Here is a 12,931-nt window from a genome sequence, read left to right as displayed (position 1 = left end):
TGTTCTGGCTGGCCGTTCTTTCCCATCACCAAAGAAATACCATCGCGATCCGGACCTGAGTCGGCAGGCAGTTCTTTTGCCATCTTGACCTGTTCTGGCCGGCCGTCCTTTCCCATCACCAAAGAAATACCATCGCGATCCGGACCTAGGTCGGCAGGCAGCTCTTTTGCATCGGCATTGCCGTACAAGCCTTGAGAGCCAACAAATGTCTGGAGTTTTTGCAGGCCTTTTAGCAGGTTAGCAGCTGTCTTTTCTGGATCATGTCCATCAACCGCGGCCTTCACGTCATTACGCAAGTCCTGCACTAAACCCGCCGGAACCCCCAAGCGTTGGGCTACATCTGCGTCAGCCCAACCAGGTTTAGTGCTCTGCACTTGGTTGCTGAGTTGGTTGTAAATGTTCTGCATCGTTGTATGCAGAGGATTGAGAGAAGTCATTCGATCACCACTGTGTCAGTTGATTTATCCCTCACACCAGCACCTAATTACATAGCTGTGAAAGGTACTACTACGTGGCCCTCCAACCTCCTACAGTTCCTCTGACCTCGCTACAAGTTATTACACCGACAATCCCCCGCTAACGAAAAAAGACAACACCAATAGCGCTGTAGAAACTGCATACATCAACCTCAGGCAAGCACGCTCAACCACCAGTCCCCCAAGCCTGGGCCAACTTGCCCAGCACCGAGCTGCTAGCCCCCTGGCCACCCAGGTATTGCAGGATCACCGGCGCAAACTGGCCGATCATGCCGCTGTCCATGCCCAGGGCGCTGAATGCGGTGTTCAGGTCATTGGTGCTTTTCACATTGCCCAGAAGGCCGTCCAGGCCGCTGGTCTTGCTGCCGCCCGCTTGGCCGAGCATCCCGCTCAAGGCCCCGAGGCTGCCCAGGGCATTGTTGCCCGACAGTTGGTCCAGGCCGGGCACACTTTTGCCCAATTGCGAATAATCGCTGCCGCTCAATTGGTTCTTGGCCAGGCCAAGCATGGCGCCGGTGCCGCCGACCGCTTGTTCCGGGGTGACATTGAGTTGCGAGGTCAATGCGCTCAGCAGGCCGGCGGTCTGCGAGCTCGGCGCCGCTGCCGCAGCCTTGTTGTTGCCCTGGGCGCCGGAAACGGCATTGGCCACGTCGCCGAGGCTGAAACCGGCAGCAAACACCGGGCTGGCCGCTACGCTCAGCAGGCAGGACAGGGCAAAACCGCGTGAAATCTTCATCAAGACAACCTCTGAATGTAGGAGCTAAAAGCAGCTGTTTGACTGACCGTTCCGAAGGATTGTTCCCATACGCAGATTAGTTCAGAAAAGGCTGCATCCGAATGATCCGCCTGCGCGTATATCTCCCATGCGCCGACCGGAGTTGCATGGAATGAATGCCATCGCTGAACTACCCTCTTACCGAGCGCAGTCACGCAGCCCTCGCTCGGTGATCTGGAGAAGCCTTATTTCGACTCACGATGCAGACCCGTTGCGCGCCCTGCTGGCCCAATCTGCCTCTGGCAATCGCCAGGCGTTCGAGGCGCTCTACCGCAGTGTTTCGCCGCGCTTGCACGGCGTCGCCCTGCGGTTCATGGGGCGCTCGGACCTGGCTGAAGAGGTGCTGCAGGAAGCCTTCGTGCGCATCTGGTACAACGCCTCGCGCTACGAGGCCCACCTGGCGGCACCGATGACGTGGATGGTCAACATCACCCGCAACCTGGCCATCGACCAATTACGCAAGCGCCGCGAACAGCCTCTGGCCGATGGCCAACAAGAGGCCCTGCTCGACGACGGCCCCAGCGCCCACGAACAGCTCGATCGCGAACGTGGCGCCCATGCGCTGAACCGTTGCCTCGACAGCCTCGACACCGTGGAACGCCAATCGATCAGCGTGGCGTACTTCAAGGGCCTGTCGTGCGCGGAGCTGGCCGAACACATGGCGGCGCCGCTGGGTTCGGTGAAATCCTGGATCCGTCGCGGCATGGAGCGCCTGCGCAGGTGCCTTGAATCATGAACTACCAGACCCCTACCCTGCGCCGCGCCCTCGCTGCCGACTATGCCGTTGGGCTGATGCCGGCTACCGCCCGTCGGCGTTTTGACAGCCTGCTGCTGGACGATGCGGCGCTGCGCGTGGAACTCGGCCACTGGCAGGACGCCCTCGCCAGCCTGTCCGGCGGGCTACCGGAACACCCGGTGCCAGACCACGTGTGGGCAGGCATCCAGGCGCGCATCGAGCCGCAGGTGCTGCACCTGCCGGTGAAGAAACCGATGTGGCGCAATGTGCGCCTGCTGGCGGCCGCCTGCGCGGTGGGCGTGGCGCTGTTGGTGGGCGTGTTGTACCCGCGCGATCCGGGCGTGACGTACAACGCCACCCTGCTCAACGCCAGCCAGCAGCCGGCACTGCGGGTGCAGGCAGTGGGCGATCACCTGCAAATCGAGGCGCTGGCGTTGGCCGCGGTGGAACCGGTGCGGGACTTGGAGCTGTGGGCAATTCCCAGCGGCGGCAAACCCATATCCCTGGGCTTGGTGCCTGCTGGCGGAAAAGGTCGGATTGAGTTGAGCGCGGCGCAGCAAGCCCTGCTTATCAAGCCGCTGACCCTGGCCGTCAGCCTGGAACCACGCGGCGGTTCGCCGACCGGCCAGCCTACTGGCCCAGTGCTATATCAAGGCCATTTGGCATCACTTTAACGAAGATCACGGCTGATGGGCTCAGGAACCCATCGCCGCGCGCAAGGTCCATAAATCAACTACAAAATTTGTCAGGAAGAGACCTATGACTACGATCGACCCCCAAGTGATTGAGTACAAGCCCTCATTCTGGACCCGCCCGCGTCTTTTCGTGGGTGTTTGCCTTGTGGTGCTCGCCGGTGTCGGCGGCGCCCTGTACACACAGGACTCGGTCAAGTCCGCCGCCACCCTGGTGACCACGGCCCAGCAGCCTGCGGCGCAGATCATGGCCCACAAGGACTACCTGGAAGTGCAACCGATTGCTGCCAGCGCCGTCGCGCCAGACCAGAGCCTGGAGCTGTGGGCGATCCCCGAGGACGGCGTGCCGGTGTCCCTTGGCCTGTTGCCGGAAGATGGCAAAGGCATCATCGGCCTCAACCCGCGCCAGCAGGAAACCATCAAGAAGCCAGTGGCGCTGATGGTGAGTTCGGAAACCAAAGGCGGCTCAGTGAGCAAGCAGCCAACGGGGCCGACGGTGTATCAGGGCGCATTGGCCATTCGTTGATATACGACGCACACGCCGCAAATCACTCCGGTAATTGGCGATCATAATCCTACGGGGCTTGCCCACGCGCGAACGGAACTGAACCCACCTCACAGCCCACCCAAGGCAGCCTCTTCACTAACCCGTAGCGTGGAGGCTCAGCCATAAAACAAGGAGCTGTGAGGTTTATGATCGGATTAATACCCAACTTTTTTGCGGTGCTCAGCGCCCTGGGCAGCCAGCAATCACCCGCGCCTGCCTCCCAAAGCATCAATACCCGCCAATGCCCGACCACTCGCGATATCCGCTCAGAGCCCTATACCGACCCGGATATCCCTTTCCCCTTCGGCGACGGTTACCAATACACCGTCACCGCCAACGGCAAGACATGGGTGGGGCAAACTGCCGGGACTGACGACGACTACCTGAGCAAGGAGTACGAACTCCAGCCCGAACAGATCCACGAACGGGACGGCAGGATTTATTGCGATTACGGCGGTAAGACTGTGAATAAAAACGGCGTGACCTCAACCCCCTATCTGCGGCTCTCAACATCGAAATGACCGGCAAAAAAAAGCGACCTCTCGGTCGCTTTTTTCAGGCGCTAGGGGTTACGCCGCGCTGAACAGCTTGTGCGGATCGATCACAAACTTCTTCGGCACACCCGCATCAAACTCGCCGTAGCCACGTGGCGCTTGATCCAGGCTGATCACCTCGACGCCAACAATGTCGGCGATGTTGATACGATCCCACATGATCGCCTGCATCAGCTGACGGTTGTACTTCATCACCGGCGTCTGGCCGGTGTGGAAGCTGTGGGACTTGGCCCAGCCCAGGCCAAAGCGAATGCTCAGGCTGCCCATCTTCGCGGCGGCATCCACGGCACCCGGATCTTCGGTGACGTACAGGCCAGGAATACCAATCTTGCCCGCCACCCGCACCACGCCCATCAACGAGTTGAGCACGGTGGCCGGCGCTTCGGCCTTGACGCCGTCATGCCCGTGGCCGCGAGCCTCGAAGCCCACGCAGTCCACTGCACAGTCCACTTCCGGCTCGCCCAGCAGCGCGGCGATCTGTTCGTGCAGCGGGGTGTCGGTGGACAGGTCGGCAATCTCGAAGCCCTGGGCCTTGGCGTGGGCCAGGCGGATCGGGTTGACGTCGCCGATGATCACCACGGCCGCGCCAAGCAGGCGGGCAGAGGCGGCAGCGGCCAGGCCGACCGGGCCAGCGCCGGCGATGTAGACGGTGCTGCCTGGGCCAACGCCGGCAGTCACGGCGCCGTGGTAGCCGGTAGGCAGGATGTCGGAGAGGCAAGTCAGGTCGCGGATTTTCTCCATGGCCTTGTCGCGATCCGGCAGTTTCAGCAGGTTGAAGTCGGCGTATGGCACCAGCACGTATTCGGCTTGGCCGCCGGTCCAGTCGCCCATGTCGACGTAGCCGTAGGCACCGCCCGCGCGGGCCGGGTTGACGCTCAGGCACACGCCGGTGTGTTGTTCTTTGCAGGAGCGGCACAGACCGCAGGCGACGTTGAACGGTACCGAGACCAGGTCGCCGATTTTCAGGTTTTCGACGCCGCTGCCCATCTCGATCACTTCGCCGGTGATCTCGTGACCGAGCACCAGGCCGACCTGGGCAGTGGTGCGGCCGCGCACCATGTGTTGGTCGGAGCCGCAGATATTGGTGGAGACCACGCGCAGGATGACGCCGTGCTCAATCTTCCTGCCACGGGGGTCCTGCATTTTGGGATAGTCGATTTTCTGTACTTCGACCTTGCCGTTGCCGAGATACACGACACCACGATTACCAGACATGCTTTCACCTCGCTGTTGTTTTTATGGAACTGCGTTGCCCGTTGGTTGGGCAGCGCGTTTAAGTGCTCGGGTTACAGATGCTGTTTTTGCGTTGTTTGTCAGGGCCTCATCGCAGGCAAGCCAGCTCCCACATTTGATCGGGTTCACACGGCCAAAAATGTGGGAGCTGGCTTGCCTGCGATAGCGATCTAAAGAACGACCGTGCGATTGGCGTTGAGAAACACCCGCCGCTCAATGTGATACCCCACCGCCCGGGCCAACGTCAGCCCTTCAATATCCCGCCCCTTGGCAATCAAATCCTCGGGATAGTGGCTGTGATCCACCACCTCCACGCCCTGGGCGATGATCGGGCCTTCGTCCAGATCGTTGTTGATGTAATGCGCCGTGGCGCCGACCAATTTCACACCCTTGTTGTACGCCTGATGATACGGCTTCGCGCCCTTGAACCCAGGCAACAACGAGTGGTGAATGTTGATGGCCTTTCCATCAAGTTTGCGGCACAGCTCCGGCGACAGCACTTGCATGTAGCGCGCAAGGATCACCAATTCCGCCCCGGTGTCTTCCACCACCTGCCACACCTGACGCTCCTGGGACGGTTTGTCGTTAGGGTCGAGGGGGAAATGGTAGTAGGGAATCTGGTGCCAGTCGGCCAACGGTTTCAAGTCGGGGTGGTTGGACACCACCGCGACTACATCCATCGACAGTTGGCCGATGCGCTGGCGGTACAGCAGGTCGTTGAGGCAGTGATCGGCCTTGGAGACCATGATCACCACTTTTGGCCGGTAGTTCGGTGCCGTCAGCTCGAAGATCATGCCGAACGCTTCACCGCGTGTGGCCAGGCCGTCGCGGAAACCCTGCTCGTCAAAACCGTCGGGCTGGCGGAATTCCACGCGAATAAAAAACCTGCCCGATAGCCGGTCATCAAACGAGTGGTGCTCGGTGACGTAGCAGCCCTGCTCGAACAGGTAGCGGGTGACCGCGTCCACCGTGCCGAGCACGCTGGGGCAGTCGGCGGTCAAAATCCATGTATCAGGTGCGCGGCTCATTATTAGTGACTCCTAGATCGTTCCCACGCTCTGCGTGGGAATGCCGCCATGGACGCTCTGCGTCCGCTCTTTGGACGCGGAGCGTCCCGGGATGCATTCCCACGCAGAGCGTGGGAACGATCAGCGTGGGAACGATCATTACGACTGGACGCTCAGGCCGAATTCGGCGGACGCATCCTGCAACCACAACCACCAGTAGTCCGAGAAGCTGCGGCGAATCAGCAGTTCCCACGTGTCTTCGGCCGTGTGGCGGATCACCAGTTGCGACTTGGCGAACACCGTGCCCACCGCCTTGCCCACCGGGAAATTGTCGGGGTGCACGTCGTAGCTGGTGGACTTCATCAGCACATCGCGTACGTTCGGCCCGCTCAGTTCCAGAATCTGCTGGCCGCCGCTGACGTTGACGATCTGGATATGCAGCTCACCCAGGGCGTCACGCAGGCTTTTCTCTGCAGCGAATTCTTCACCGCTTGGCACGATGAGCAACCACTCATCCGGGCCGAGCCACTGCAGGCTGGTGTCGCCCTTGATGATCACGCTCAGGGCACCTGGCAACTCGATGCCCAGGGCCTTGTGTACGCCGGCAGCAAAGGCTGCGTCATGGCCATCACCACGGATGGTCAGATGGCCCAGGAGTTTCTTTTCCCGCACGGTCACGCCGGCGTTCTTGCGGCCCTTGCCGACCAGGCTGGCGAGGTCGGCATGGTGCAGCGACGACTCGGCCTTGGCCCCGGTGGTTGGGCGTTGTTGGTAAACATTGGCTGCTGTCATAAAGCACCTGTTCTGAATTGATCGTTCCCACGCTCTGCGTGGGAATGCCGCCATGGACGCTCTTGGGACGCGGAGCGTCCCGGGATGCATTCCCACGCAGAGCGTGGGAACGATCAGGTGTTAAATGTTCTGGCGATCGCCCTTAGGATCGAAGAACACCGAAGACACAATCTCCGCCTCGATCACGCTGCCATCCGCCTGTGGTGAGAACACCCGCTCGCCGATGCGCTTCAAGCCACCCTTCACCACGCCCATCGCGAACGAATAGCCGAGGGAGTTGTGCGCATAGCTGGACGTGACGTGACCGACCATCTTCATCGGAATCGACTGCTTCGGATCGAACACCAACTGCGCGCCTTCCGGCAGCCACACTTTCGGGTCCACCGGTTTCAAGCCCACCAGTTGCTTGCGCTCTTCACGCACGCAGTCTTCACGGTTCATGCCGCGCCAGCCGATCCACGAGAACGGCTTGGTACGCCCCACACACCAGCCCATGTTCAGGTCGTCCGGGGTCATCGAGCCGTCGGTGTCCTGGCCGACGATGATGAAGCCCTTCTCGGCCCGCAGCACGTGCATGGTTTCGGTGCCGTACGGGGTCAGGTTGTACTTCTTGCCAGCATCGACGATTTTTTCCAGCACGCCCATGGCGTAGTCGGCTTGCACGTTGACTTCGTACGACAGCTCACCGGTAAACGAGATCCGGAACACCCGCGCCGGTACGCCGCCCACCAGGCCTTCTTTCCAGGTCATGAACGGGAAGCCGTCCTTGTCCAGGTCGATGTCGGTCACTTCGGCCAGCAGCTTGCGGCTGTTGGGGCCGGACAGGGTCATGGTGGCCCAGTGGTCGGTGACCGAGGTGAAGTACACCTTGAGGTCTGGCCACTCGGTCTGTTGGTAGATTTCCAGCCACTGCAGGACGCGAGCAGCGCCGCCGGTGGTGGTGGTCATCAGGAAGTGGTTGTCGGCGAGGCAGGCGGTGACGCCGTCGTCGAAGACCATGCCGTCTTCCTTGCACATCAGGCCGTAGCGCGCCTTGCCCACATCGAGCTTGGTCCAGGCGTTGGTGTAGATGCGGTTGAGGAACTCGCGGGCATCCGGGCCCTGGATGTCGATCTTGCCCAGGGTGGAGGCATCCAGCAGGCCGACGCTGTCGCGCACGGCCAGGCATTCGCGTTTCACCGCAGCGTGCAGGTCTTCACCGTTGCGCGGGAAGTACCACGGGCGTTTCCATTGGCCGACGTCTTCAAACTCGGCGCCGTTCTTCACGTGCCAGGCTTGCAGGGCGGTGTAGCGGACGGGTTCGAAGATGTGCCCACAGTGACGACCGGCTACGGCGCCAAAGGTCACCGGCGTGTAGTTCGGGCGGAACATGGTGGTGCCCATCTGCGGAATGGTCACGTTCAACGAACGGGCAGCAATCGCCAGGCCGTTGACGTTGCCCAGCTTGCCCTGGTCAGTACCAAAGCCCAGCGCGGTGTAGCGTTTGACGTGCTCGACCGACTCGAAACCTTCGCGGGTCGCCAGTTCGATGGCGGCGGCGGTCACGTCGTTTTGCAGGTCGACGAATTGCTTTGGTGCCCGTGCGGTTGGCTTGTCGTGGGGCACTTGGTACACGGCCAGGGTCGGCTCTTCCAAGCGGCTCAAGGCTTTTGGCAAGGTGCCTTCGACCGGCGCAAAACCGGCTTCACTGGCCGCGCGCACGCCGCCTTCAAAACCATCGGCCAGGGAATCGCCGAGGCCATAGACGCCGTTGATGCCACCGACGCACACCCGTTTCTGCGGTGCTTCGCCCGGAACAAAACCGAGGATGTCTTCACGCCAGGTCGGCTTGCCGCCCAGGTGCGAGGCCAAGTGGACCACCGGGCTGTAGCCGCCGGAGCTGGCCACCAGGTCGCAGTCCAGCCACTCGCCGGGGCTGGTGACTTTGTGTGCTTTCACATCAATCGCGGCGACGCGAGCGGCAGTCACGTGCTTGCTGCCACGGGCTTCGATCACGGCGCTGCCGGTGAGGATGCGAATGCCTTTGGCACGGGCTTCTTCCACCAGCGCACCACGAGGGTTGTGGCGTACATCGGCCACGGCGACCACTTGCAGACCGGCGTCGAGCCAATCCAGCGCAACGCGGTAGGCGTGGTCGTTGTTGGTCGACAGCACCAGCTTCTTGCCCGGTGCCACGCCGTAGCGACGCACGTAGGTCGAAACCGCACCGGCGAGCATGTTGCCCGGCACGTCGTTGTTGCCGTACACCAGCGGACGCTCGCACGCACCGGTCGCCAGCACCACACGCTTGGCGCGCACCCGGTGGATACGCTGGCGCACCACACCAATCGGCGCACGGTCACCAAGGTGGTCGGTGAGGCGTTCGTGAATGGTCAGGAAGTTATGGTCGTGGTAGCCGTTGACGGTGGCGCGGGGCAGCAGCACCACGTCGGGCAAGGCTTTCAATTCAGCAATGACGCTGGCGACCCATTCCGCGGCCGGCTTGCCGTCGAGGCTTTCACGGGAGTCCAGCAGCGAACCGCCAAACTCTTCCTGCTCGTCGGCGATGATCACGCGGGCACCGCTGCGTGCGGCGGCCAGTGCAGCGGCCAAACCGGCAGGGCCTGCGCCGACTACCAGCACGTCGCAGTGACGGTTGAAGTTGTCGTAGGTGTCCGGGTCGTTCTCGGTCGGCGAGCGGCCAAGGCCCGCGGCCTTGCGGATGTACTTCTCGTACGTCATCCAGAACGATTGCGGGTACATGAAGGTTTTGTAGTAGAAACCCGGCGGCATCAGCTTGCCGCCGACCTTGCCAAGAATGCCCATCACGTCAGTGTTGACGTTCGGCCAGCCGTTGGTGCTGGTGGCGACCAGGCCCTGGTACAGCGCCTGTTGCGTGGCACGCACGTTGGGGATCTGGGTGGCTTCGGTCGCGCCGATCTGCAACACCGCGTTCGGCTCTTCGGCGCCGGCGGCGAAGATGCCGCGAGGACGCGAATACTTGAAGCTGCGGCCGATGATATCGACGCCGTTGGCCAGCAGGGCGGCGGCGAGCGTATCGCCTTCAAAGCCCTTGTAGGTCTGGCCGTTGAAGGTAAACGTGAGGACTTTGTTACGGTCGATCCGGCCACCGTTGGACAGGCGATTGGTCTGGCTCATACCTTCTCTCCAGAGGCCTTGGCGGTGAATTGTGGCTTCTCACCGATCTTGTAGGTTTCAAGAATTTCGTAGGTCAGGGTGTCGCGGGTCGCGTTGAAGTACTGGCGGCAACCGGCGGCGTGAATCCACAGTTCGTGGTGCAGGCCGCGCGGGTTGTCGCGGAAGAACATGTAGTCGCCCCACTGCTCGTCGGTGCAGGTATTCGGGTCCAGCGGGCGCGGGATGTGCGCTTGGCCGGACGCGTGGAATTCCTCTTCGGAGCGCAGTTCGCCACAGTGAGGACAGAAGATATGCAACATAGGAAATTTCTCCTGTTAGTGGGCGACGGCCGCAGCGCCGTGTTCGTCGATCAACGCACCGTTGTGGAAACGGTCGATGGAGAAAGGTGCGGCCAACGGGTGCATTTCACCCTTGGCCAGGCTGGCGGCAAACACGTTGCCTGAGCCCGGTGTGGCCTTGAAGCCACCGGTGCCCCAACCGCAGTTGAAGAACATGTTCGGTACCGGCGTCTTGGAGATGATCGGGCACGCATCCGGCGTGGTGTCGACGATGCCACCCCACTGACGGTTCATGCGCACGCGCGACAGCACCGGGAACATCTCGACGATGGCCTGGATGGTGTGTTCGATCACCGGGTACGAGCCACGTTGGCCATAGCCGTTGTAGCCGTCGATACCGGCGCCGATCACCAGGTCGCCCTTGTCGGACTGGCTGATGTAACCGTGCACGGCGTTGGACATGATCACGCTGTCGATAATCGGCTTGATCGGCTCCGACACCAACGCTTGCAGCGGGTGGGATTCGATCGGCAGGCGGAAGCCCGCCAGCGACGCCATGTGCCCGGAGTTACCGGCGGTGACCACACCGACGCGCTTGGCGCCGATAAAGCCCTTGTTGGTTTCCACGCCGATGCACACGCCGTTTTCCTTGCGGAAGCCGATCACTTCGGTCTGCTGGATCAAGTCCACGCCGAGGGCGTCGGCAGCACGGGCAAAGCCCCACGCCACGGCATCGTGACGGGCCACGCCGCCGCGCCGTTGCACGGTGGCGCCGAGGACTGGGTAGCGGGTGTTCTTGGAGCAGTCGAGGTACGGGATCTCGTCGGCCACTTGTTTGGCGTTGAGCAGCTCGCCGTCCACGCCGTTGAGGCGGTTGGCACTCACGCGGCGCTCGGAATCACGGATGTCTTGCAGGGTGTGGCACAGGTTGTAGACGCCACGCTGGGAGAACATCACGTTGTAGTTCAGGTCCTGGGACAGGCCTTCCCACAGTTTCATCGCGTGTTCATACAGGTGCGCCGACTCGTCCCACAGGTAGTTGGAACGCACGATGGTGGTGTTGCGCGCGGTGTTACCGCCGCCCAGCCAGCCTTTCTCGACCACGGCCACGTTGGTGATGCCGTGCTCTTTGGCCAGGTAGTAGGCGGTCGCCAGACCATGCCCGCCGCCGCCGACGATGACCACGTCGTAGACCTTTTTAGGGGTCGGCGTGCGCCACATCTTCTGCCAGTTTTCGTGGTGGCTGAGGGAGTGCTTGAAGAGGCCGAAGCCCGAGTAGCGTTGCATAGTCATTACTCCAAAACCGCGCTCAGCGATAAACCGGGAAATCAGCGCACAGGGCAGACACGTGCTTGGCCACGTTGGCCTCGACATCGGCGTCGCCGAGGTTGTCGAGGATGTCGCAGATCCAGCCAGCCAGTTCGATGCATTGCGGCACCTTGAAACCACGGGTGGTCACCGCCGGGGTGCCGATGCGCAGGCCCGAGGTCACGAAGGGCGACTGCGGGTCATTCGGCACGGCGTTCTTGTTGACGGTGATGTGGGCTCGACCGAGGGCGGCGTCCGCCTCTTTGCCGGTGAGGCCCTGACGGATCAGGCTGACCAGGAACAGGTGGTTATCGGTACCGCCGGACACCACGTCATATCCGCGCTTGATGAACACCTCGGCCATGGCCTGGGCGTTGTCGATCACTTGCTGCTGGTACGCCTTGAAGCCCGGCTCCAGCGCCTCCTTGAAGCACACGGCCTTGCCGGCGATGACGTGCATCAGCGGGCCGCCCTGGGCGCCGGGGAACACGGCAGCGTTGAGTTTCTTTTCGATTTCTTCGTTGGCCTTGGCCAGGATCAGGCCACCGCGTGGACCGCGCAGGGTCTTGTGGGTGGTGGTGGTGACCACGTCGGCGTACGGCAGTGGGTTCGGGTACAGGCCGGCGGCAACCAGGCCGGCGACGTGGGCCATGTCGACGAAGAGCAGCGCGCCCACCTTGTCGGCGATGGCGCGGAAGCGTGGGAAATCCAGGGTCTTGGAGTAGGCAGAGAAACCGGCCACAACCATTTTCGGCTTGTGCTCGACCGCCAGGCGCTCGACTTCGTCGTAGTCGATCAGGCCGGTGTCGGTGTTGATGCCGTATTGCACCGCGTTGTACAGCTTGCCCGAGGACGACACCTTGGCGCCGTGGGTCAGGTGGCCGCCGTGGGCCAGGCTCATGCCGAGGATGGTGTCGCCGGCGTTGATCAGGGCCAGGTACACCGCGCTGTTGGCCGAAGAACCAGAGTGCGGCTGCACGTTGGCGTAATCGGCGCCGAACAGTTGCTTGGCGCGCTCGATGGCCAGGGCTTCGACTTTATCCACATGCTCGCAGCCACCGTAGTAGCGCTTGCCCGGGTAGCCTTCGGCATATTTGTTGGTGAGGCCGCTGCCTTGCGCTTCCATCACACGTTTGCTGGTGTAGTTCTCTGACGCGATCAGCTCGATATGATCTTCCTGGCGCTGCTCCTCGGCGTTCATGGCCGCCAGCAGTGCGTCGTCATATCCCTGGATCTGGTCTTGTTTGCTGAACATCGCGTCTCTCCCAGCCTTTCGTATTGTTGAGGCCCGGTGCAGGGCCCTTTGATGCGATGGTAGGGCTGGCGCTTGTAGATCAAATGCCTACGCGCGCCACGCAAAGGTGCGTTTACGACATTGCCGGAATATTGTGCACC

The 12,931-nt window shown here is 61.9% G+C and carries 13 protein-coding genes; 4 read left to right on the top strand and 9 right to left on the bottom strand.

From position 1 onward, the window contains the following. Positions 1-437, bottom strand: a 437-nt coding sequence (locus ACZRMO_RS08120) for a hypothetical protein (protein ID WP_463972486.1), incomplete at its 3' end; no start/stop codon positions are given. Between the two features lie 205 nt (positions 438-642). Next, positions 643-1,212, bottom strand: a complete 570-nt coding sequence (locus ACZRMO_RS08115; RefSeq protein WP_463972485.1) for a DUF2780 domain-containing protein — start codon at positions 1,210-1,212, stop codon at positions 643-645. Between the two features lie 151 nt (positions 1,213-1,363). Between ACZRMO_RS08115 and ACZRMO_RS08110 the strand changes: the two genes are divergently transcribed. The 4 genes from ACZRMO_RS08110 (at position 1,364) to ACZRMO_RS08095 (ending at position 3,747) form a co-directional block, all read left to right on the top strand. Then, positions 1,364-1,987 carry a sigma-70 family RNA polymerase sigma factor gene (locus ACZRMO_RS08110; RefSeq protein WP_463972484.1) on the top strand — a complete coding sequence of 208 codons (624 nt, stop codon included), beginning with the start codon at positions 1,364-1,366 and terminating at the stop codon, positions 1,985-1,987. Beyond that, on the top strand, positions 1,984-2,661 hold the full coding sequence (locus ACZRMO_RS08105; RefSeq protein ID WP_463972483.1) for an anti-sigma factor: 678 nt from the start codon (positions 1,984-1,986) through the stop codon (positions 2,659-2,661). Before ACZRMO_RS08110 ends, ACZRMO_RS08105 begins: the two co-directional genes overlap by 4 nt. A gap of 85 nt (positions 2,662-2,746) precedes the next feature. Next, complete coding sequence (locus tag ACZRMO_RS08100) at positions 2,747-3,205, top strand: anti-sigma factor domain-containing protein (RefSeq protein ID WP_463972482.1); 459 nt, start codon at positions 2,747-2,749, stop codon at positions 3,203-3,205. Positions 3,206-3,372: 167 nt separating this feature from the next. Beyond that, positions 3,373-3,747 carry a hypothetical protein gene (locus ACZRMO_RS08095; RefSeq protein WP_463972481.1) on the top strand — a complete coding sequence of 125 codons (375 nt, stop codon included), beginning with the start codon at positions 3,373-3,375 and terminating at the stop codon, positions 3,745-3,747. Between the two features lie 48 nt (positions 3,748-3,795). Here ACZRMO_RS08095 and fdhA read toward each other — a convergent pair whose 3' ends face one another. From fdhA to glyA, 7 genes are all read right to left on the bottom strand, one after another. Further along, the gene (fdhA, locus tag ACZRMO_RS08090; RefSeq protein WP_463972480.1) at positions 3,796-4,995 is read right to left on the bottom strand and encodes a formaldehyde dehydrogenase, glutathione-independent; all 1,200 of its coding nucleotides are present in this window, start codon (positions 4,993-4,995) and stop codon (positions 3,796-3,798) included. A gap of 188 nt (positions 4,996-5,183) precedes the next feature. Beyond that, the gene (gene purU / locus ACZRMO_RS08085; protein WP_016977808.1) at positions 5,184-6,041 is read right to left on the bottom strand and encodes a formyltetrahydrofolate deformylase; all 858 of its coding nucleotides are present in this window, start codon (positions 6,039-6,041) and stop codon (positions 5,184-5,186) included. Between the two features lie 138 nt (positions 6,042-6,179). Next, the gene (locus ACZRMO_RS08080; protein WP_463972479.1) at positions 6,180-6,812 is read right to left on the bottom strand and encodes a sarcosine oxidase subunit gamma; all 633 of its coding nucleotides are present in this window, start codon (positions 6,810-6,812) and stop codon (positions 6,180-6,182) included. Positions 6,813-6,932: 120 nt separating this feature from the next. After that, positions 6,933-9,950 (bottom strand): sarcosine oxidase subunit alpha, encoded by a 3,018-nt coding sequence (locus tag ACZRMO_RS08075; protein ID WP_463972478.1) that lies wholly within the window; start codon positions 9,948-9,950, stop codon positions 6,933-6,935. Continuing rightward, a complete protein-coding gene (locus tag ACZRMO_RS08070; protein WP_017738445.1) occupies positions 9,947-10,249 on the bottom strand; it encodes a sarcosine oxidase subunit delta in 303 nt (100 codons plus the stop codon). The genes ACZRMO_RS08075 and ACZRMO_RS08070 overlap by 4 nt, the downstream gene beginning before the upstream one ends. A gap of 15 nt (positions 10,250-10,264) precedes the next feature. Next, on the bottom strand, positions 10,265-11,515 hold the full coding sequence (locus ACZRMO_RS08065) for a sarcosine oxidase subunit beta (RefSeq protein WP_010207084.1): 1,251 nt from the start codon (positions 11,513-11,515) through the stop codon (positions 10,265-10,267). A gap of 22 nt (positions 11,516-11,537) precedes the next feature. Continuing rightward, positions 11,538-12,791: a serine hydroxymethyltransferase gene (gene glyA / locus ACZRMO_RS08060; RefSeq protein ID WP_124527189.1), complete on the bottom strand. Its 1,254-nt coding sequence runs from the start codon at positions 12,789-12,791 to the stop codon at positions 11,538-11,540. Positions 12,792-12,931: the final 140 nt, after the last annotated feature.

It is taken from the genome of Pseudomonas sp. B611, assembly GCF_055407965.1.
This window is presented reverse-complemented; position numbering and strand designations above follow the sequence as displayed.